The sequence below is a fragment of the Phytohabitans kaempferiae genome (genome assembly GCF_042433955.1).
GTDB classification, from domain to species: domain Bacteria; phylum Actinomycetota; class Actinomycetes; order Mycobacteriales; family Micromonosporaceae; genus Phytohabitans; species Phytohabitans kaempferiae.
Genome location: NZ_JBHLUH010000080.1, coordinates 16,309 through 37,172, shown reverse-complemented (window position 1 = coordinate 37,172; position 20,864 = coordinate 16,309). Strand labels below are relative to the sequence as shown.

General features: G+C 75.3%; 12 protein-coding genes. All 12 read right to left on the bottom strand.

Translation table 11 applies throughout. The features are described 5' to 3' along the window. Positions 1-92 precede the first annotated feature (92 nt). The 12 genes from ACFFIA_RS37395 to ACFFIA_RS37340 all read right to left on the bottom strand — a co-directional run bounded on the left by ACFFIA_RS37395 (position 93) and on the right by ACFFIA_RS37340 (position 20,864). Positions 93-1,181, bottom strand: coding sequence for a cellulose binding domain-containing protein (locus ACFFIA_RS37395; RefSeq protein WP_377260730.1), 1,089 nt, complete (start codon positions 1,179-1,181; stop codon positions 93-95). Positions 1,182-1,324: 143 nt separating this feature from the next. Next, positions 1,325-8,227 carry a hypothetical protein gene (locus ACFFIA_RS37390; RefSeq protein WP_377260728.1) on the bottom strand — a complete coding sequence of 2,301 codons (6,903 nt, stop codon included), beginning with the start codon at positions 8,225-8,227 and terminating at the stop codon, positions 1,325-1,327. Then, positions 8,224-11,508 carry a hypothetical protein gene (locus ACFFIA_RS37385; RefSeq protein ID WP_377260725.1) on the bottom strand — a complete coding sequence of 1,095 codons (3,285 nt, stop codon included), beginning with the start codon at positions 11,506-11,508 and terminating at the stop codon, positions 8,224-8,226. The genes ACFFIA_RS37390 and ACFFIA_RS37385 overlap by 4 nt, the downstream gene beginning before the upstream one ends. An 11-nt stretch (positions 11,509-11,519) precedes the next feature. Next, on the bottom strand, positions 11,520-13,313 hold the full coding sequence (locus tag ACFFIA_RS37380) for a hypothetical protein (RefSeq protein WP_377260722.1): 1,794 nt from the start codon (positions 13,311-13,313) through the stop codon (positions 11,520-11,522). Continuing rightward, positions 13,310-13,849, bottom strand: a complete 540-nt coding sequence (locus ACFFIA_RS37375) for a hypothetical protein (protein WP_377260719.1) — start codon at positions 13,847-13,849, stop codon at positions 13,310-13,312. The genes ACFFIA_RS37380 and ACFFIA_RS37375 overlap by 4 nt, the downstream gene beginning before the upstream one ends. Further along, complete coding sequence (locus ACFFIA_RS37370; protein ID WP_377260717.1) at positions 13,846-15,501, bottom strand: coiled-coil domain-containing protein; 1,656 nt, start codon at positions 15,499-15,501, stop codon at positions 13,846-13,848. Before ACFFIA_RS37370 ends, ACFFIA_RS37375 begins: the two co-directional genes overlap by 4 nt. A 9-nt stretch (positions 15,502-15,510) precedes the next feature. Next, positions 15,511-16,467 (bottom strand): hypothetical protein, encoded by a 957-nt coding sequence (locus tag ACFFIA_RS37365; RefSeq protein WP_377260716.1) that lies wholly within the window; start codon positions 16,465-16,467, stop codon positions 15,511-15,513. Between the two features lie 26 nt (positions 16,468-16,493). Continuing rightward, on the bottom strand, positions 16,494-17,024 hold the full coding sequence (locus tag ACFFIA_RS37360) for a hypothetical protein (RefSeq protein WP_377260714.1): 531 nt from the start codon (positions 17,022-17,024) through the stop codon (positions 16,494-16,496). Positions 17,025-17,027: 3 nt separating this feature from the next. Then, entirely contained in the window at positions 17,028-18,275 is a 1,248-nt protein-coding gene (locus ACFFIA_RS37355) for a hypothetical protein (protein WP_377260711.1), read from the bottom strand. Further along, entirely contained in the window at positions 18,272-19,984 is a 1,713-nt protein-coding gene (locus ACFFIA_RS37350) for a baseplate J/gp47 family protein (protein ID WP_377260708.1), read from the bottom strand. The genes ACFFIA_RS37355 and ACFFIA_RS37350 overlap by 4 nt, the downstream gene beginning before the upstream one ends. Further along, positions 19,984-20,466 carry a hypothetical protein gene (locus ACFFIA_RS37345; RefSeq protein WP_377260706.1) on the bottom strand — a complete coding sequence of 161 codons (483 nt, stop codon included), beginning with the start codon at positions 20,464-20,466 and terminating at the stop codon, positions 19,984-19,986. The genes ACFFIA_RS37350 and ACFFIA_RS37345 overlap by 1 nt, the downstream gene beginning before the upstream one ends. After that, positions 20,463-20,864, bottom strand: coding sequence for a PAAR domain-containing protein (locus tag ACFFIA_RS37340; protein WP_377260703.1), 402 nt, complete (start codon positions 20,862-20,864; stop codon positions 20,463-20,465). The genes ACFFIA_RS37345 and ACFFIA_RS37340 overlap by 4 nt, the downstream gene beginning before the upstream one ends.

Here is a 20,864-nt window from a genome sequence, read left to right as displayed (position 1 = left end):
CGGCAACGGTCCCTGGCGGACCGGCACACCTGAGGCACCGTGCGAGCTGGGCAATCTCCGGCTCGCACGGTGCCTCGACTGTGCGGCGTCGGTCAGCTGAACGAGACCGAGTAGGCGTTGGTGGTGAAGTTGAGGCCGCCGGCGGACGAGGTGATCTCGTACCCGAGCTGCACGTCGCCGACCGTGACGTCGCCGTACCAGCCCTGGTTGCGGATCCAGTTCATGATCGCCAGTACGTCCACGCTGCCCGAGTTGGTGTTGCCGCTGCGGATGAACGAGAAGACCTCGTTCGCGCCGTTGGAGCCGCGGTAGACCTGCCAGGTGTGGCCGCCGACCGTCGCCGTCGTCTGGAGCGAGCCGAGCGGGCCGACCGGGCCGGTCTTGTTCAGCCACAGCATGATCTCGTACGCGTGGTTGTTGGCCCAGATGTCGTACGCGGTCGCGTAGGCGCCACTGCTCGGCACCGTCACGTTGAAGGTGCTGGTGAGCGTACGGAGCGAACTGAGCGTCCGGTTGACCGCGCGCGTGGCGTTGGGGTACGACTTCACGCCGCCGGTGTTCGGATGGTTCGCGGTGACGCCCCAGTTACTGTACGAGTTGGCCCAGATGGTCTGCGAGCCCGCGCCGCTACCCCAGATGTTGTTGTAGAGCGTGTAGCCGCCATTGGTCCAGGTGCCCCACTGGTCGGACGACCTCCAGGCGACCCCACCGGGCGGCGGCGTGGTGGGCGCAGCTGAGGTGGGCGGCGCGCCGGTCGTCGGGCCGGGGCCGGGGTTGGTCGAGCCGGTGCACGCCACGCCGTTGAGCGTGAACGCGGTGGGCGCGGAGTTCGTACCGTTCCAGGTGCCGTTGAAGCCCGGCGTGACCGTCGCGTTGGTGCCGAGCCCGCCGTTGTAGGTCTGGTTGGAAACGGTGACCCGCGAGCCGCTCTGGCTGAACACGCCGTTCCAGCCCTGGCTGACGGTCTGCCCGTTGGCGAAGCTCCACTCCAGCCGCCAGCCGTTGAGCGGGTCGCCGAGGTTGGTGATCGCGACGTTGGCGGTGAAGCCGCCGGGCCACTGGTTGACGGTGTAGTCGACCCGGCAGCCGGTGGCCGCGCTCGCCTGGGTCGCCGCCACGACCGCCATGCCGATGCCCAACGTCAGCACGGCTGCCAGCGCCGAGCCGGTGCGTGGTCTCATGCCGACCCTCCCAAGATAGTTTGACGTCTATACAAACTTTTCCCACATCTTGCCAGCCTCGGGGGACCACGACAACCATCAATATCCGGGCAGCGCCGAGCGCCCGTCCGGCCGCGCTCGGACGGGCGTACCAGCTCGGAGGCTCAGGCGACCCGCATCGTCCGCCGCGCCGGCTGCCCCTGCCACTGCGCCTGCACCACGAAGACCGTCCCCGGCACCGCGGTCGCCGCGGCGACCACGTCGAGCCCGCCGGCCGCGTTCACCGTGACCGTGATCCCGGCCGCGGGGGCACCGCCGCCCGCCGGGACGGCGACGTCCGCCGGTACGAGCGGGGAGCCGTCCGACGGCACGACGTTGAGCACCACGGTCGCGCCCGGGGCGACCGTGGCCGGGCCGTTGAGCGTCGCGGCGGGCCGTACGGCGAACGGGGCGACCACGTCGATCGTCGCGCCCGCGCCTGCCGGATGCGGGTCGGCGAAGCGGAACGTGACCTCCACCGTGACCGGGTCCTCGGGCGGCTGCGCGCCGACCGCGATGTCGTACCGGTGCAGCGCGCCCGCCGCGATCGGCCCGGCGACCACCGGCAGCGGCGGCGCGACGGCCGGCACCGGGTTGAACGCGACCGCCGGGGTCACCGCCGTGGTCACCGGCAGCAGCGCCGAGACGGTGGTGCCGGGCAGCACCGGCGCGGCGACGTTCACCACCGGCGAGGTCGCGTCGGGCCCGTTCCGCAGCGTGACCGTCGAGTCCACGGTGACGCCGAAGCGGCGTACCGGGATGGCGATGTCGTGCGCGAGGTAGGTGCCGAAGCGGGTGAAGTACGGGTCGGCCGGCGAGTAGACGCGGACCACCTCGACCACCTCGGTCGTGAGCGTGGTCAGCCGGGCCTGGAGGCTCAGCCCCGGGCCGGCCGGCTGCCAGACGATCTGGCCGCTCGCCGGGTCGAGCAGCCGCAGCCGGTACGTACCGCCGTTGCCGCCGCTGACGTCGATCGTCTGCGCCTGCGTCACGAAGAGCGTCAGCGCCGCCGCCGCGCCCGGTGCCTGCCAGGGCAGGTCGACGCCGGACGCCCGCACGGTCAGCGCCCCCACCTGGACGGTCCGCGTGTGGTACTGCTCGCCGTCGGCCTGCGCCTGCTGGTCGTTGACGAACGGGTTGGGCACACCGACCTGCCACGCGCCGGCCTGCGTGGCGGCGAAGTAGACCCCGCTGTTGCGGGACACGTCGCGCCGCGTGGGGATCTGCAGCAGCGGCGACGGACGGAAGGCCCCGCCGGCGACCTGCTGGGCCAGCTCGGCCGGGTACTCCAGCCCGGCGACGAGGCCGGCCGGTGGGGTGAACCGCCACCGGTCGTCCCACGGTGTGACGAGCGCGAGCGCGCTGATCAGCGCCGGATTCTGGGCGGGCACGCGAGTGCCGGCGGCGACCGTGCCGGCCGCCGTCTCCTGGCTGCCGAAGACGTCGTTCCAGCTCCACTGATCCCAGGTCCACATGCGCAGCAGCTCGCCCTCGAAGATGCCGTACGAGCCGGGCGAGTCGCCGTGCCCGCCCTCGGAGGCGGCGAAGCGCGGGTCGCCGGAGCGCGTGATGGTCGTGTAGAGTTCGCCGCCGTTCCAGGACGCCGACTGCTCCAGCCCGCTGAGGTGGTCCTGGCTGAAGACGCTCGTCCACCACACGTAGCCGAACAGCGGTGTCCAGGTGCGGTTGGAGAAGGCGTACCGCAGGCCGCGAGTGATCCAGGCCAGCACCGTCTTGAACGTCGAGCCGTCGGCCGGGCGGACGAAGTCGGTGTTCAGGGTCAGCGCCCGCCAGGGGTCGAAGAGGTACTGCGTGACCCGGCGGAACCGGAACGGCGTCTCGTAGAAGTTGGTGTCGAACCAGAACGTGGCCGGGTCGTCGTCGTTGCCCAGCCGCGAGACCCGCAGCGTGTCCGGGTCGGCGCCGTCGAGGGCGATCGGGTCCTGGAGCTGGTATCGCGGCGGGGTGCCGCCGACCACCGCCGTGACCCGCGTGCGCGTCGAGTGCGCCTGCCCGCCCGCGCCGACCCACTTCACCTCCAGCAGGTCCATGACACCGAAGGCGGGCGGCGCGGTGCCGGCCATAGAGATGACGTTGGGAGTGCCCTCGACCAGGCTCGCCGGACGGTACTTGCGGATGTCCCAGAACGTGTCCGGGTCGGTGCCCTGCCCTCGGTAGATCCGCACCTTGGCACCGGCGGGATAGCGCGGTACGGCGTCCCGCACGGTCACGTCGGCGCCGGACATCGCGGTCACCACCGTGCGGTACGAGTCGTCGCGCGCCTCGTCGCTGTCGACGATCACGTCGGCGCCCACGCCCAGCCGCAGCTTCTCCAGCGCGGCGGGGTCGGCGGCGCGCAGCGTGACCCGGGCCGGGTCGTCGGTGACGGTGACCTCGGCCTTGTCGGGGCGGAATAAGAGCGTGCGGCCGACCCGCCAGAAGAGCCCGATCAGCCCCTCCCAGATCAGGCCGGTGGTGAACTCCATGATGTGCGCGTTGGAGAGCAGGTCGAGCAGGCGGAAGACCTTCAGCCAGCCGTCGGCCTCGGTGGTCTCGTGGTGCACGGTACGGGCCCGTAGCCCGCCGTCGCCGAGCCCTTCCGGCGGCAGGTTCTGCACCCAGAAGAGTGCTCCCCCGGCCGCCTCGCCGTCGATCGCGGTGATCACCGTGCGCCAGGCCCGGCCGCTGGCGTCGAACTCGACCACCTCGCCCGGCGCCAGCCGGAAGTTGCCGGTCGGCGCGGTCAGCCGGAAGCCCGCGGGGCGGGGCCGCGAGCCGGACGTCTCCTCCGGCACGGCCACCACCGTCTCGTAGGGCGAGACGGTGAACGCGCCGCTCCCACCGCGCACGTCCCACAGCGCGTCCCCGGCCACGCCGAGCGGCAGCCCCAGAAATAACGGTCCCCAGTGCGACGCCTGGATCGTGTGCCGCAGCTCGTGCTCGCGCAGCGCCTCCCGGGCCGTGAAGATCCACTGCGCGTTTTCAGGGTCGGCCGGCAGCATGAGCGCCTGCGGCTTCGGGGTGACCGCCGTCTCGCTCACCGGTCCGAGCGCGTCGAGCACCGTCACCGCGCCTGCGGGCGTCGCCGCGAGCTGGTCGTTGATCCGGATCTCGTCGCCGAGCGGCTGCCAGCGCGCCGATATCCGGTCGGTGTTCGCGGCGCGGGCCAGGAACGCGTAGCCGGTCAGCGGGCCGGCCGGCAGCGGCGAGGTGCGCACCGACATCTCGTCGACGGTGACCACCTGGGCGACCCGCACGGTACCGCCGATGTCGATGCCGACGGCGGTACCGACCGCCACGGCGCCGACGGCGGTGACCCAGCGGTGCCGCGAGGTCCCGCCGGCGGCGAGCGGGAGCACCTCCGAGGTACGCGCGGCGTCGGTCTGGCGCACCGCGAGCGGGGGCCACGTCGGTGCGAGCCGCTGCACCGTCGCCGCGTCGCCGACCGCGCCGGGCAGTGCCGCCGGCCCGCCACCGGCCGCCGGTGGGCCGTCCCGCAGCGGCAGGCGCCCGCCGTCGAGGTCGGCGGAGAGTACCCACTCCTGCGCCGGGTTGCCGGCCACCGTGATCCGGACGATGTCGCCGGCGACCCATCCGGGCAGCAGCGCGGGCCCGCCACCGGCCACGGCGCCGGTCAGCCGGATGCCGCCGCCGTCGACCCGGACGGCGGCGTACGTGCGCTCGCCGGCGGCCAGCCCGCACACGCGCTCGACCGGCGTCCCCGGCGCGCCGACCACGCGGTCCAGCGTGACGCCGAGCGCCAGGTCGGCCACCGACACGACCGCGGTGGCCGCACCGGCGACGGCGACCAGGCCACCGGCGCGCAGCGTGGCGTCGCCGGCCGGGCGGACGAACTCGCGGTCGGCGACCCGTACCAGCCCGGCCACCGCCGGCACCGGAGCCGGTATCGCCACCGCGCGCAGCCGCAGCAGGGCGTCCGGCGGGATCGTGGTGGCCGCGTCCCCCGCGTCGAACGCCACCGTCTCCAATGGACCGGAGAGGTCGCCGTCGTGCGTCCGGGCGCCGGCCGGGAAGGTGAACCGCTCGACGTTCCAGGGTCCGGGGCCGGGTACGGGGTTGTTCGGGGCGAGGTGGATCGCCCGCGTCTCGGCGCCGGTGACGGTCGCCAGCGCGCCGGACACGTCGATACCGGTGACGTTGGCGCCGAGCGCGGAGTTGACCGAGAGCAGCGTGACCGCGCTGCCCGGCCCGGCCGGCACCGCCGTCGCCAGCGGCCCGCGCGGCGGCTGCACGGCGAGCACCTCGACCGCCGGGTCGCCGGCGCCCGGCAGGCCCAGCGCGGCCGGCGTCGCGTCGAGCGTGAGCAGGTCCTGGTTGTTGGGTACGTCGTCGGTCACCGTGACCACTCGGGCCAGCCGGCTGTCGCCGCCCCGGGTCAGCCGCAGCACCGCCCCCTGGGCCACGGCGCCGTCGGCGACCCGCAGCCGCTCGTCCGGCTCCAGGGTCGCGGGCACCGGTACGCCCGCGCCGAGCGGCAGCACGGCGCCGCCGAGGGGCAGGGGCGCCTGGGCGCGTACCGGCAGGTGGCTCTCCACCCGGTCGACCGGGGTTACCGCGACCCCGTTGATCCGGGCGATGCTGGTCGGCGTCCAGCCCACCACCGTGTCCACGAGCTGGAGCAGGTCCGGGCCGGCGGGATGGGCGTTGAGTGCCTGCGGCCCGGCCGGGTCGAGGGTCGCCCACTCCGCCCGGTACCGGCCGGGGTTGGGAAGGGTCAGCCCCGCGTTGCCCGCCTGCACCGACAGCTCTGTGGTGGGGTTGGTGCCGGCGCGCGGCTGCACCGCCGTGACCATCGCCAGTACGCCGCCCAGCCGGATCACGTCGCCGTCCACGGTGAGCGGGTCGGTGCCGCCGTACGTGAAGATGCGGCCCGCGGTGCGGACGGTCACCTGCGCGCACGCCACTCCCGGTGCGCACTCCTGCAACGCGGTCGCCTGGGAGTGCATGCCGATCGGGGCCCGCGCCGGGGCGGCCGGGTCGGTGGTGGGCACGTCGACGCCGACGCTGAGGATCTGGCGCAGCATGTGCAGGTTGCCCTCGGTCATCAGCCGCTCGCGGCTGTTGCCGAGCACCGGCGCGTGTGCCGTGCCGCCCGCGATGGAAAACTGCCTCGTCGCCGCCGCCTGCGTGTCGATGCCGTCGGCCACCATCGTCCAGCTGTCGACCACGTCGGCGTTGCGGCTGTCGCCCCGCGTGATCCGCATGAGCGAGCCGAAGCGCTGCTGCTGGAAGGGCGTGCCCGGCTCGAAGCTGGCGGTGCCGTCGAGCGGGTCCCACGTCTTGCGGCGGCCCCAGATCGCGTTCTGGAAGGTGAACGTGCGGTTCGACGACATCCAGCCGGCCATCAGCATCGAGGCGACGTCCTGCCGGCTGGACTCCTCGCCGCTGTAGTTCCCCGGGTTCCAGAACTCCTTCCACGAGTCGAACGCGCCACGCGGGTCGAAGCCGGCCGCCGGCAGCCAGGCCAGGATCGTGGCGAAGCTGAAGTTGACGAAGGGATGGATCCACAGCCAGTTGATGATGTGTGCGGGCAGGTGCCAGGTGAGGCCGCCGAAGATCTGCCACAGCACGGTGCCGGCGGAGACCGCGCCGTTGGGGTCGACCCGGCGCACGGGGTCGAAGCCGCAGATCGCGTACGGGTTGGTGCGGCGGTCCCGCTCCGTCGACAGTGGACCGGAGAGCCCGAGCAGCAGGCGGCGTCGGTCGGCGTCGTCGCCCCGGTACGGGTCGGGCGAGAGAAACTGCCAGGTGGCCGGGTCGGCGTCGCGCTGCACAACGTGCACGTAGCCGGTCAGCTCGTCGGCGAAGTGAAACCACAGCGCGGGATGCCCGGCCGGGCGCTGCTCCCCGTACGGCGTGGCCGGCAGCTCGTGCACTCGCCCGCCCGCGTCCACGAAGCCCACCGGGATCCCGCTCGGCGCGGTGACGTAGAGGGCGGCGGGGCGGTCGCCGGCGGGGCCGTCGAAGGCGGCGAGGCACCGGTGGCGGTCCCACAGCCAGGTGCGCAGTGGCCGCCCGTGCGGGTCGGTGACCGCCCACAGCCGGCCCTGGAGGTCGCGGTGCTCGACGGTCGTCTCACCGGGCCGGCCGGGGCGCTCGACGGTACGCGCCACGCGCCGCCCGAAGCCGTCGTACGCGTAGCCGACGGTGGCCCCGGGGGTCTGCACGCGCACCAGCCGGTCGAGGTCGTCCCAGGCCAGGTGGCGCGTACCGGCCGGGCCGGCCTCGCGGATGCGGCGGCCCCACTCGTCGTAGCCGTACGTGGTGCGCCCGGCGTGGTCGCGCCGACTGCGGACCCGCCCGTCGGTGCCGTGGTGCAGCGCGACCGGTCCCTCCGGCGTGTCGACCTCGGCGAGCAGGTCGCCGGCGAAGCGGTACCGGGTCGGGCCCAGCTCCGGATGCTCGTGCCCGACCACGCGGCCCCGCTCGTCGAAGGCGTACCGGTCGCGGCCGAGCGCGCTGGCGTCCGCCGCCTCGGTGACCGGCCACTCGCGGCGCGTCCCTGCGACATCCTCGTTCGTGACTGCGGGGCTCCGCTTCGCTACGCTCCTCGCACTCGCTCCCGCCACCGCGAACAGCCCGTTCGCGCCGTCGCCCAGCTCACCCCGGCCGGCGTCACCGGTGGCCCAGCGCAGCACGCGTGTGCCCGGTCCGTCCGCGCGGCGGGCGACCGCCCGGCCGCCGACCCGCACCTCGCTCAGCTCGCCGCTCGGGTCGCGGACCAGCAGCACCGGCTCCGGCGTACCGGGGACGATCCACTCTTCGGCGGCGCCCCGCCGCCGGCGGGCCAGCAGGTGGCCGTCGCGCAGCAGCTCGGTGCGATCTTCGTCCTGGCGCAGGCTGGTGGCGCCGGCCGGATCGTCCACAGTGGTCCAGCCCGGGTCGCCGTCGCGCCGGTGGTGCGCGACCCCCTCGCCGGTCAGCGCGGTCACCTCGCCCCGCGCGTCGCGGGTCAGCCGCAGCCCGCCGGGGTCCACACCGGAGAGTCGATCCGCCGTCACGCTCATCGCACCGACACCTCCACGTCGACGCTGACCGACAGGTTGGCGTCCGACCCGAGCGAACGCAGCAGGTCGGCGAGGGCGGCGAGGACGACCTCCACCGCCGCGCCGAGGTCGACCAGCACGTCCGCGGCCGCCTCGGTGATCACACGTACGCTCGCCTCGACGTCGAGCGCGGCGAGTTGCTCGCCCAGCTCACCGAGCTGTTCGGCGAGCGGGCCCAGCAGGCGCCCCGGGGCGAGCGCCGCGACCCGCTCGGCCAGACCGTCCAGATCGGACAGATCGCCGAGCAGCGCGGCGGGGTCGAGCGCCCGCATCGCCGAGGCGACGACGCCGAGCACCTCCGCGACCCGTCCGGCGAGGGCGACCGGCGACCACGCCTCGATCCGGGAGCGTACGGCGAGGAAGACCGGGCGCAGGTCACGCGCGATCTCCGCCGGATGCATCCGGTCCAGCTCCTGGCGGAGCAGCAGGATCAGCCGGGCCAGCCGTTCCATGATCGCGGCCGGCCCCAGCTCGCGCAGCCGCGCCTCGACGTCCGCGCGCAGCCCGTCCAGCGCCTCGGCCAGCGCCTCGCCGACGGCGAGCAGCCGCTGCGCCGCCTCCTGCGCGAGCGCGTCGAGCGCCGCCGCGACCGGCTCCGGGTCGAGCTGCGCCAGGAACGCGTCGATCGGCCCCCGGCCGGTCACCTCGCCGGCCAGCGCACCGGGCACCGCGCCGCGCACGCCCGCGCAGAACGCCGACAGCGCCCCGCCCACCGCCGCCAGGTCGGCCGCACAGGCCGCGGCCCGCGCGGCGAGCGCGTCCACCGCCGGCGTCCGCGCCTGGAACGCCACCGCCGGCGACATCGCCACGTCGAGGTCGTGCCGCGCGGCCGCGCGATCCCACGCGAGCCGCAACCGCAGCGCCGAAGGCAGGGCGGCGTCGAAGCGCAGCGGGGCCAGCGCGGCGCCGGTCGCGGCCCGCACACGACGATCCAGATCCTCTGGTACGACCCGCGCCGCCAGCCCCGAGGTCAGCGCGTGCAGCTCGCGGAAGGCCGGCACGAGCACCGCGTCGTCGAGCGGCTGGAGCGCCACGCGGACCCGGTCGAGCACCGCACCGAGCGCCCGGATCCCGTCTCCCGGGCGGAAGAGCGGCGCCGGCCGGTCGGCGGGGGGCGCGGGCTCCGGCGGCAGGGCGGGCGGCGGGGTACCACCGGCCGGCGGGGTACGCGACTCGGTGCCCAGCCGCCGCGCCGCCGTCGACACCACCTCCTGCAACGGCGCGCCGGCCGCCTCGAATCCGGCGAGCAGTCGGTCGCCGACGCCTTGCAGGTCGACGCCTTCGAGCACGCCGAGCAGCTGGTCGTACACGCCGGCGACCGGGGCGAGCAGCCGCGTGGGGTCGAGCCGGTCGAGCTGGCTCAGCACCTCGCGGAAGATCTCCTCGGCCGGCGCCACGTACGGCCGCGGGTCGAGCGACTCCACCGTCCGGGCCGCCTCGTCGATCGTCCCGGAGAGCCCGGTGAGCAGCGCGGTCGGGTCGAACTCCGCCAGCGCCTGGGACACCTGGAGCACCGGCGCGTCCAGCTCGGCGACCAGCGCCGTCGGTATCGCGTCCCGGAGCAGCGCGGCGACGTCGGTGAGCAGCTCGGCGACCTCCTCGGGCAGCTCGACCTGAAGCTCCGCCACCGCTTCGGCGGCCGGCGCGGCGATCATGCCGGAGAGGTCGAGCCCTTCGAGGGCGCCGGCCGCCTGCTCCAGTACGGGGCGCAGCGCGTCCGGCACGAGGCCACCGCCGAGCAGCTCGGTCACCGCGTCGGTCAGCTCGGTCACCGCGTCGACGCTGCGCTGGGCCGCGCCGGTCAGGTCGATCTCGGCGCGCAGCCGGACGACCTCGTCGATCTCGCCCTGGAAACCGGTGAGTGCCGCCTGTACGCGGGCGAGCACGGGCGTCACCTCGCCGACCGCCGTGTCGAGCCGGGTCGTCACCTCGCCGAGAAGCCCTTCGAGGGTCTCGACCGCCTCCTGTACCTCGCCGATCACGGAACCCACAGCGGCCTGGACGCGGCCGACCACATCGCCCTCGACGACGGCGCGGAGGTCGGCCACCGCGCCCTCGACGGCGCGCGGCACCGCGTCGATCCCCAGCCCGTCGATCCTGTCCACGAGATCGTCGACGGCCTGCACGAGCTGTGCCCGGAATACCCGGGTCGGCAGGTGCGACAGCACCTCGGCGGCGCGCGCCTCGACCGCGTCCAGCAGCGCGGGGATGCCCCCGAGGCTCCCCTCCACGAACGCGTGCGCCTGCGCGCTGAACCGCCCGACCCCGGCCAGGATCGCCGCGTCACCGGCGGCGGCCACCAGCCCGCGGACCCGGCCGATCTCGGTCGCCAGGTCGCGGGTGAGCGCGTCCAGCCGGACCGACGGTATCGGCGGCAGCAGGTCGAGCTGGCGGCGCAGCTCGGCCGTCCAGGTGCCGCAGCCGAGCGCGTCGAGCCCCTGGCCGGCGGCGGCCACCGCCGCGTCGAGCGCGGTCGTGGCCGAGGTACGCGCGACGGCCAGCGCGGCGAGTGCCGGCGCGTCGGGCACGTCGAGCGCGGCGACCGCGTCCAGCGCGACCGCCCACCGGTCCAGAGCCAGCGCCAGCGGTGCCTGGTCGGGCAGCCGGTCCAGCCGCGCGTCGAGGAGGTCGAAGTGCGCCCGGAGCTGCCGCAGCGCGGGCAGCGGCAGGGGTACCAGCAGCGGGCCGAGCGCCCCCAGCACGGCGGTCGCGTCACCGGTCAGCGCGAGCCCGTCGATCGCGGCGACCGCGGACCGCAACTGCTCGACCGGGGCGAGCCGGCTCGGCAGCTCCACATGGTCGAGTACGAGGTTGACGACGTCGCCGAGCGAGCCGCCGGTCAGGGCGCCCAGGCCACCGCCGTCGGCGCTGACCCGGCCGAGGTCCAGCGGCGCGATCTGCGGCGACGCCAGCGCGACCAGCCGCTCGGCTATCCGCCCGGCCGTCGCCAGCGTGTCGAGCAGGTCGCCGAGCTGCCCGAGCGGGCCGAGGTCCAGCTCGCCGGCGAGCCGCCGCAGCGCCTGCTCCAGCGGCGCGAGCAGCGTCTCGGGGGATGCCAGGGCGCCACTGGCCAGCCCGGACAGTGCGGCGCCGAGGTCGCCGGTGGCCACCGTGGCGGCGTCGCCCGCGAGGAGCGCGCGCAGCACGGCGTCGGTCTCCAGGTGGAGCACCAGCGCCCCGCGCGCCTCCCCCACCGGCGTGCTCAGGTCCAGTGACGTCCGGACGTCGACCGCGAGACTCATCCCGGCCTCCCTCAGGCCCTGGCCAGCGAGAGCGCGGCGGGCCAGGCCACGCTCAGGTCGGCGACCTCAAGCTGGAGGTCGCGCGCGCAGTCGAGGAGGGCTTCGGGGGCGGTCACCACCGTGTCCCGCAGCCCGGGCGGCCACTCCGCGACGAGGTCGAATGCCGGTTCGGCGGCGTCGAGCAGCGTGCCGGTGGCGGCACCGATCCGGGCCACCAGCGGTGCGGTACCGCCCGGGTCGTCCACGAAGAGGGCGAGAGCCGGCGGCTCTCCGGTCACCGGACGCCAGGTGGCGCCGGCGTCGTCGCTGGTCATCGCGGCCCCGGTGGGCGGGCCGTCGGCCCAGAGCAGCCGGCCCCGGTTGGTCCGCGCGACGATCCAGAAGCCGGCCGGCGGCACCGCGGCGGGGTCGAGCGGCGGGATGTCCACTGTGTACCAGGCCGGTGTGCCACGGGTCGCGAGCGCCGCCACGCCGCCGGGCGCGAGCACCGGGCCCGGGCCGCCGGCCTCCGCGCGCAGCTCGACCACCAGCTCGCCGGCGACGGTGGCGGCGAGCAGGCCGACCCGGACCAGCGGGCGGCCCTCCAGCGCGGCGGCGGTCACCTGGCGCGCGGCGTACCGGCTGTCGGTCACCACCGCGCCGCGGTGCGCCGCGCTCGCGAGCGGGGAGGGCGAGGCCGCCGTACGCCGTACCGGCCCGAAGCTGCCGGTCAACCGGGCGGTCACCGCGGCGGGCGGCGGGTCGCCGGGGACGCCTGCGGCGAGTACCGCCCCGGTGCCGGCGAGCGGGACCCTGGCCGGCTCGTCCGCGTGCCGGTGGCGCACCGTACGCGGCGGCACGGTGGTCAGCCGCAGCCGGACCCGCGACTCGGCCTGGCAGGCGAGCCGGGCCTCGACGGTGACAGTGCCGCTCCCGCCCGGGTCGGCGAGGAGCGCGGTGAGTACGGGCACCAGCTCAACGTCCACAGTGGTCGCCAGCGCGGGCTCGTGCTCCCACGCGAGTACCGGCGCGTCGGCCGGCCCCACCTCAAGGCGCAGTCCCCGGGGCGGCGCGGCGTGCACCACCTCCGCCGCCGCCGCGAACGTCACGGGATGCAGGTCGAGCGGCCCGCTCGGCTCGCCGGGCGGCGCACCGGGGCCGGTGACGAAGCGCAGCTCGACCCGCCCCGCGCGTACCGGCGCACCGCAGCCGAGCTGGAGCCGGGCCGGTGTGCCGCTGACCGATCCGCTCGGCAACTGGTCGCCGTACAGTCCCTGCGAGTCCGGCGGGCCGAAGCCCGGGAAGCCGCGCACCGGCAGCCGGGCCGGCGTGCCCCGGGGCGCGGCGGAGAGGATCGCCCGCACCGGGCTGTACGTGGGCGCCGGTGGCGGCTCGGCGTCGGGGTCCACCTCCGGCGGCGGCGTGGCGACCCGGACACCGCCCCGGTCGTGTACGTAGTACGTCTCCCCGGCCTGGGGCAGCGCGAGGTCGAGCACCGTGACCCGGCGCACCTCGTGGTCGGCGTCGAGATCGGCGACGAGCTGGGTCGTGGTCGAGCGCGGGACCGGCACGGTGACCTCGTGGTCGAGCGGCTCCACGGCCAGCGACACCGAGCCGAGGTCGACGCCGAGCCGGGTCTCGCCAGCCGGGGCGTCCGCCAGCGCCGGCGCGGTGAGGCGGAGGACCAGTGGCACGGTCCCGCCGCCGGCCGGAAAGTCCACGTCGACCGGCTCCCCACGGACGGCCCCGGGGGCCAGCCTCGCCTCGCGCCCGGCGACCACCGCGGGCGCGGTCGCCTCCGCCACGCTCTGCCCGGCCATTGTCATGGCGTCGCCACCTCGACCGGATCGGTGAGCCGGACCAGCGCCTGGGCGATCTCCGTACCGGCCTCGCCGGGCAGCTCCCGGGGCCAGAAGAGCGCGTCGACCTCGAGGCTGATCCGGTGCCGGGGCGGGGCCTCGGGCGCGTCCGGCGTGGTCCAGCCGACCGGCCGTACGCCCAGCACGCGGTAGCCCTCGGCGAGGTCGGCCGCGGGAAAGCCGGTACCGGTGGCGACCGGCGCGTCCTCGCAGCGCCACCACAGCCCAGCGGCTATCCCCAGCGCCTCGCCGCGCCCGTCCGCCCCGCTCGCCGGCCCGACCGTCAGTACGGCGCGCAGCGTCACGCAGCTCACGCGGCGCAACTGGCGGTGGGTCAGCTCGACCGGGAGGCGAGTGGCGAGCGCCTCGCGTGGCGCCACCTCCTCCACAGCGACGGCGGCGGTCGTCGCGGTGCCGCCGGTGGCCGCGACCCCGGTGCCGACCGTGAGGTCCGAAGTGGACAACAGCTCGGCGAGGCGGCTCTCGATCCGCTCGACGCTCATCCGCCACCTCCGGAGCCGAGGAACGGCCGCCCGGGATCCAGCACCTGCTGGCCCGGCCGGACCGGTGCGCCGACCCGCCGGTCCAGGTCGCCGAGGCGCGCGTCGACGCCGCGCAGCGCGCCCTGCAACGCGTTGACGTCGGCCTCCACCGCCGCGACCGCGTCCATCGCGACCACGCGCAGCCGCGACTCCAGCTCGCTGCCGATGCTCGCGGTACGGGCCTGGATGGCGGCGGTCACGGCGGCGTCGCGCTCGGCCCGCAGTGCGCGGGCGGTGGCATCCAGCTCGCCGCGAAGCTCACCGGCGACCCGCTGGGCGGCGGCGTCGATCGCGCCGGCCCGTTCGATCCCCTCCCGCCGGATCGCCTGATCCAGCAGGCTCTCGTGGCGCCGGTTGTCCTGAGCGGCGGCGTCGGCGCGCTCGCGGCGCAGCGTCGACGCCAGCTCCGCCTGCCCGCGCTGCGTACCGTCGACCCGGGCGGCCAGCTCGTCGTGGCGCCGGCCGAGATCGGCGCGGATCGCGGTGTCGAGTGTGGACAGATCTGCCCTGGTCGCGGCGGAGCGGTCCAGTTCGTCGACCCGCGCGAGCAGGCGCGCCTCCAGGGCGAGCAGGTCGTCGGCGAGCAGGCCCTTGGGGCGCTTGTCGAGGCGCTCGTCGATGATGCGGATCAACTCCTCGCGCAGCTCCTCGCGAAACCGGACGAGCCGCTCATCGAGCACCTTGCCGGCCAGCTCACCGAGCTTCTCCGTGAGCTGCCCGATCGACGTACCGACCGCCCGGTCGATCTCGCTCTCGACGTCGGCGCGCAGCGCGCTCAATGCCTCGTTGAACCGCCGCTGCTGGTCCGCCCGCAGCTCCTCCTTGGCCGCGACGACCTCGACCCGAAGGTCGTTGGTGACGGCGGTACGGATCGGGCCGGTGTCGACGACCACGTCCCGGAACCGGGAGTCGAGGATCACCCGCAGCTCCTCGTCGTCGATCGCCCGATCCTCCGCCTCGGCGATCCGCCGGCTGAACGCGGCGAACGTCACCACGTTGCCCTGCGCGTCGCGCCAGGCGTCCCGGAAGCCCGACAGCTCGGTCACGCGGTCGCGCAGTCCGGGCAGGTCGATGCCGCCGATCTCGTCGCGAAGGGCGAGCACGTCGGCGACGTCCGTACGCACCGAGCCGAGCAGCGTACGCAGGTCGCCGACCTCGCCCTTGAGTCCCAGTGCGCCGGCCACGCGCTGGTCCACCAGTCGCAGGTCGTTGCCCTGGCGGGAGAGGCCGGTCTCGGCCCGGTTGACCGTGGAGAGCAGCGCGTCGATCCGGGTCTCCACCGCGCCCAGCCGGTCGCCCAACGCGCCGAGCCGCCGGTCCAGCTCGCGCTGGGCGCTCAACTGGCGCGGGTCGGCGAAGGGTCCGGAGCGCAGCAGTTGCTGCACGTCCACGCCCAGCTCCTCGAAGCCCACCGAGCCGGGCGGCAGCTCCCCACTCGCCGCCGCGTCCCCGCCGGTGCCGATCGCGGGCAGCCGGGCGACCCGGCCGACGGCGTCGACGAGCGCGTTCCAGTCGTCCGAGCGCAGGCGGCTACCAGGTGGGCGGTTGCCCAGGGCGGTGAGCGCGTCGATGACGGCGGCGATCTCGGCGGCCCGTTCCTCTTCGCTTGCCATGCCCGGCCCCTAGCCCTTGAAGGCGCGGTACCACAGCGCCCCGGCGGTCTTCGCGTTGACCCGTTCGTACTGGTCGATCTCTCCGGTCACCGTGCGCGGCGCGGCCGTCGACGCCTCCTCGGTCGCGACCGTGAGCGTGCGCTGGAACTCCTCGCTCTCCTCCAGCTCGGTCGGGTCCGGCTGGGCGTCGCGCAGGTCTCCCATCGCCTGGAGGATCGAGGCGTACGCGCTCTTCTTGCGGGCGCCCCACACCACGGTGTCGGAGTCGGAGTGGCGCTTGAGGAGGTCGACCGACTCGGCCACCTTCACGCGCACGCCGTTCGGTACGACACCGGCCCGCCCGATCGTCTCCTCGACCTCGCGCTCGATCGCGAGCGTCTGGAGGGTCCGCTGGATGCGCGCGAGCTGGCGGCCGAACTGGTCGCCGAAGCGGCGTACGTTGCCGTTGACCTCGTCGATCTTCTCCTCCAGCTCCGGATGGTCGTGGCCCTGCGGTGCGACCAGCCGGGTCAGCTCGGCGACCGCGTTGGCGAGGTCGGTGAGGCCGCCGACGACCGCGTTCCAGTCCTCGCTGCGGATCGGGTCGCCCGGCTGCTTGCCACCGGTCGAGGCCACCGCGTCGCGGGCGGCGACGGCGGCGTCGTGTACCGGCGTGAGGTTGGCGTCCTCGGTCTCCCGTACCGGCGTGTCCCGAAACAGCTCCTCGGGCAGGGGCAGCCGGAGCCGGGTCGGCAGCCCTTCGAAGAGGCGTACCCGGCGCAGGTCGACCAGCTCGCCGACCGCGTTGGGATGGAGCACGCGCACCTGGTACGCGCCGGGCGACAGCCCGCGGACCATCGCCGACCCGTCGAGGAACGGCGTCACCGTCCGTTTCTCGCCGGTGGTCTCACTGATGATCTCCAGCGTCACGTCGCGCCGCGCGGGCGCGTGGCCGCTCAACTGGATGCTGAAAGCGCCGTTCGCCATGGCGTCCTCCTCGGGCGGTTCTGGGCTCAGTCGGGGTCGCCGAACGGGAAGGCCACTTCCCAGTACAGGGAAAGCTCCTGCTCGGCCCGCTTCGTGACGGGTTCGAAGGTGACGCGGTTGTAGAGGCGCCGGCTGCCGTCTCCGGCCTGGTGCAGCAGCGCCGCCTCGGCCACCGGCCCGCGCAGCGCGGTGGCGTCTCCGGCGGGCAGCACCAGCCGTGCGGTGACCAGGACGCGGCGGCGCTCCGGCTCCAGCGTCACCGCGAAGGCGCCGGGCGCGATCGGTACGTCGCGCGGGCCGGCGAGCTCGCCGGTGTCCGGTGACGACGCGGACAGCTCGGTGGTGGCGAACGGCGGCACCTCCGGCGCCGGGTTGGCTCCCACCGACATCCGGTTGACCGGTCCGGCGCCGTCGGTGCCACGGAAGAGGTCGGCGATGAGCTGCGCGCCGCCGGCGAGGACCGCGTTGTGCGCGCGGCGGTACGCGAGCACCGTGCCGTCGCCGCGGCGCAGCTCGACGGTGAGCCAGGCGCCGGTACGGGGTGTGGTCGGTCTCATCCCTCACTCCAGTCGCGAGTGGTCCAGCGAGGTGCTGTCGAGCAGCGCCCCGAACTGCGGTGCCGGGCTCGGTGCCGGCGGCGCCCCGTCGGCGAGCGGGATACCCGCGCCCGGCAGCGCGCGGTCGCGCAGCGGCATCGACTCCCGCAGTGGTACGAGCAGCGTGGTGGCGCGCACGCCGGCCGCCCGCAGCTCGTCGACGCCCTGCGCGGCGAGGAGGCCGACCCGTTCCCGGGCCTGTTCCCGCTCCGGCCACAGTGGAGCGTCGGCGGCCAGTACGCCCCCGGGCACGCGTACCTCGAAGCTGGCCGGCGCGGGCGAGGTCCAGAAGAACTCGGCCCACAGCGGCGGCGGCTGGTACATCAGCGCGTCGTCCCAGCGGTCGGCGTCGAACCGGCCCTGGCGCAGCGAATCGCGGGCCACCGCGAACATCACCGCGTCCAGCTCCGGCCGGTCGAAGAGGCCGGCGGTCACGTACCAGAGGCGCGTGGTGCCGGGCGGCAGCATGAGCGGCTGCGCCGGCCGGATCAGCTGGGCGGCGGTGAGCGACCGGCCCGGCTCGGCGTCGGCGACGCTGAAGAGCAGGTCGGTACGGTCGTCCCCGTCGAGGTCGGCGCGAAGCTCGGCGCCGGTCCAGCGCAGGTGCAGCCGCGCGCCCGGCGGGATCACGCCGGCCCAGCCGAGCAGGAAGCCGGTGCCCGGCACCACCAGCACCGGCGTGGCGGCCCTCGTGCCGGGCAGGCCGACCAGGTTGGCCTCCAGCACGGCCGGGTCGAGCCCGTCGTTGGTGACCTCGACGTGGTCGAGCGGGGTCAGCGCGCCGGCCACGGTCCGGCCGGTGAGCGGCGGGTTCTCCACGATGGACACTCGCGCCTCCGGGGCGGCCGCCGCCGCGAGGTCCAGCCCGAGCCGGGAGTGCGCGGCCCGCAGGAGGTCTTCGACGTACCCGAGGATGGGACCGCACGCGACGGCGCCTTCCAGGCGGGCACGGGCGATGGCGATCACGCGGTCGCGGAAGAGGTCGGTGTCCTCCCAGTCCTCCAGCCGGCGGTCGAGCAGCGCGCCCAGCCGGGCCACGTCGGTGCGGTCGAGCGCGGTCGACATCCAGTGCGCGCGCTGCACGCGTACCCGCTCCTCGTCCACCACCTCGACCGGGAGCGCGAGGTGGTCGAGCAGCCCGGACAGCAGCGTTCCGGGCCGCGTGTCGTACACCGGGGGCAGCCTGCCCGCCATCGCGTCGGCCCGGGTCATGACTGCTCCTCCAGGTCGACGCCGGCCACCTCGGGCGTCTCGTCGGCCGCCACCGGACGCGGCGCCGAGCCGAGGACGAGCTGCTCGAAGCGGCCCTCGCGCTCCAGCACGAGCGCGACCTCCTCCAGCACCAGCGCGTACACCGCGTCGTCCCGTACCGCCGCCGCGAACGAGGACAGGTCGAGCACCGTGGAGGCGGCGAGCCACGCCTGGGTACGGGCGCGGACCGACTCGGTGACCGCGGCGAGCGTCGCGGAGCCGAAGATCTGTACCGGGCCGACGACGCGTACCTGGAGGCGGGTCTGCGGTCCCGGCGCGGCCGCCTCGGTGTACACCGGGGGCGGCAGGACGATCGGCGTCACCGGGCGGGCCGACTTCGACGGCGGCAGCGCCACCTCGGCCCGGCCGCTCTCTCCGTCCACTGTGAACGTGAGGTCGAGGTCGCTGATCCGCTCGTCCGCGAGGGCGAGCGCGGCGGCGCGGGCCGCGGCCAGCCGGCCGCCCGGCGGGAGCGCCTGGAGCGCGCCGGCCAGCCGGTCGGTGAGCCCGGCGCGGATGTCGTCGAGTTCGGCGACCGGGCGGCTGCGGCCGGTCAGCACCAGGCGGGTCACGTCGACCACGACGTCGACCTGCGCGGCGGCCCGCCACGCGACGCGGATGCCGGCCGGGCGGAGCCGCTCGATCGTGTCCCGCACCAGCGCGACGTGATCGGCGTTGTCCGGCTGTACGAGGGCGACGTCGAGATCCACCGTGCCGGCCCGCCCTTCCGGGAACTCGGTGACCCGCACGCCGGTCACCACGCCGTCGAGCCCGCCGAGGCCGTGCACCAGCGCGTCCAGGGTCCCCACGCCCACGCCGTGGAACGCCCGCCGGGCCCGCGCCCGCAGCGCCTCGTCCTCCTCTGGGCCGGCGGGCTGGAACGTGGCGGCGTCGTTGGCGACCCGGTCGACGCCGGCGATCGACACCGCGGGCCGGTCCAGCTCTCCCGCGGCCACCACCGGTGTCGCGCGGCTCTCCCCCGCGATCGGTACCTCGACCGAGGTCTCGCCGGGCTGTAGCGTCGCCTCCCGCGTGGTGCGGTAGCGGGCGCCCTCGACCGACATGACGACCGTGCCGACCGGCACGGTGACCAGCCCGGCGGCGCCCGGCAGGCGCTGGAAGCGGACCTTGCCCACGGGCACGTCGGCGCCGCGCCGCTCGATGCCCAGCAGCGCCACGACCCGGTCGAGCGCCCGGCCGGTCGCGGTGTCCACGAACGCGGACTCGTAGACGACCTGGAGCTGTGCCTCGGCGTCGGCGACCTCGCGGGCCAGCGTCTCCAGCAGCGTACGGGTCACCGACCCCACGCCGAGGTCGGTCAGCGGCACCGGTGGCACGTCGCGCGGCCAGTAGCTGACCCGCAGCAGCGAACCGCCGGCGGGGCGGGCCCGGCGCGGGCGGAAGCGCAGCGCGTCCGCCTCGTCCGGCCGCCCGGTCGAGGAGACCAGCTCCCAGTCGGCGTCGGTGAAGCGCCACGGGGTACGCGTACCGTCCGCCCCCTCGACCTCGCCGGCCACCAGCGAGACCCGGCGCACCGGCCGCGAGGTGAGGAAGAGCAGGTGCCCCTCGGGGAGTACGCCGGGGACGGTGAGGGTCTCGCCGACCACGCCCTGCGTGACGGCGACGAGGATGTCGGCCACGATGTCCGGGTACCGGCGCGCGGTGAACATCACAGCTCCACGCCGACGGAGAGGCCGATCGGGTCGCCGCCGGTGACCGGGCGCACCACGAGCGTGAAGCCGACCGTGTCCGGGCGCTCCCCCGCGGGATCGTCGAAGACCAGGTCGACCACCTCGGCGCGGGCCTCCTGGGCGACCGCCTCCAGCACGTACCGGCGGGCGAGGAAGCGCGCGGTCGGGTCGTTCGCCCGGCCGACCAGCTCGCCGAGGCGCGACCCGTAGGCGGGATGCCCCAGGTCGGCGAGCGCGCCGAGCGGGGTGAGCAGGCGCAGGATCAGTGCCTGGGCGAGGTTCTGCCGGCCGGTGAGCGTGGCGAGGTCGGTGGCGTCCGAAGTGGACGGAACGGTGGCCGCGACGACCCGCCGCCCGCGCCGGGACGGCTCGGCGGTGAGGTCGTGGGCGCCCCACTCGTCGGCCACGAAGAGCCGCGTGAGGGCCAGGTCGGTGCCGAGGCGCTGTTCGGCGGTGGTCATCCGATCATCACCGTCCCTCCGGCGACGACGGTGCCGGCCGGCAGGTCGGCCGGGTCGTTGCAGGTCATCGCGGTATCGCCGGTGCGCGCGGCGGACTTGCCGCCGATCTTGACGGTGGCCGACCCGACCTGCACGGTCCCCTTGTCCGACGGGGTTCGTTGAAACGAGACACCGGGCGGCGTGGGCAGGTGCGCGGGCGAGTTGGTGGCGGTGGAACCGACCACGGCGGCCGGCTGCCCGCCGATCTTCACGGTGCTGACCAGGCCGCCGTCCAGTCGCCCGGAGAAGGCGTGCGGCAGCGGCACCGGCGTGGAGCCGGACGGCGACGGTACGAGGACGATGTGCGTGTCGACGGCCACGACCTGGTGGTCCTGGGCGGCGGCGGGCTGTGTGGCCAT

Bases quoted from the DNA above. Each gene is read 5' to 3' on its own strand.
- ACFFIA_RS37395 (WP_377260730.1), bottom strand. From the start codon at position 1,181: ATGAGACCACGCACCGGCTCGGCGCTGGCAGCCGTGCTGACGTTGGGC.
- ACFFIA_RS37390 (WP_377260728.1), bottom strand. From the start codon at position 8,227: ATGAGCGTGACGGCGGATCGACTCTCCGGTGTGGACCCCGGCGGGCTG.
- ACFFIA_RS37385 (WP_377260725.1), bottom strand. From the start codon at position 11,508: ATGAGTCTCGCGGTCGACGTCCGGACGTCACTGGACCTGAGCACGCCG.
- ACFFIA_RS37380 (WP_377260722.1), bottom strand. From the start codon at position 13,313: ATGACAATGGCCGGGCAGAGCGTGGCGGAGGCGACCGCGCCCGCGGTG.
- ACFFIA_RS37375 (WP_377260719.1), bottom strand. From the start codon at position 13,849: ATGAGCGTCGAGCGGATCGAGAGCCGCCTCGCCGAGCTGTTGTCCACT.
- ACFFIA_RS37370 (WP_377260717.1), bottom strand. From the start codon at position 15,501: ATGGCAAGCGAAGAGGAACGGGCCGCCGAGATCGCCGCCGTCATCGAC.
- ACFFIA_RS37365 (WP_377260716.1), bottom strand. From the start codon at position 16,467: ATGGCGAACGGCGCTTTCAGCATCCAGTTGAGCGGCCACGCGCCCGCG.
- ACFFIA_RS37360 (WP_377260714.1), bottom strand. From the start codon at position 17,024: ATGAGACCGACCACACCCCGTACCGGCGCCTGGCTCACCGTCGAGCTG.
- ACFFIA_RS37355 (WP_377260711.1), bottom strand. From the start codon at position 18,275: ATGACCCGGGCCGACGCGATGGCGGGCAGGCTGCCCCCGGTGTACGAC.
- ACFFIA_RS37350 (WP_377260708.1), bottom strand. From the start codon at position 19,984: ATGTTCACCGCGCGCCGGTACCCGGACATCGTGGCCGACATCCTCGTC.
- ACFFIA_RS37345 (WP_377260706.1), bottom strand. From the start codon at position 20,466: ATGACCACCGCCGAACAGCGCCTCGGCACCGACCTGGCCCTCACGCGG.
- ACFFIA_RS37340 (WP_377260703.1), bottom strand. From the start codon at position 20,864: ATGGCCACACAGCCCGCCGCCGCCCAGGACCACCAGGTCGTGGCCGTC.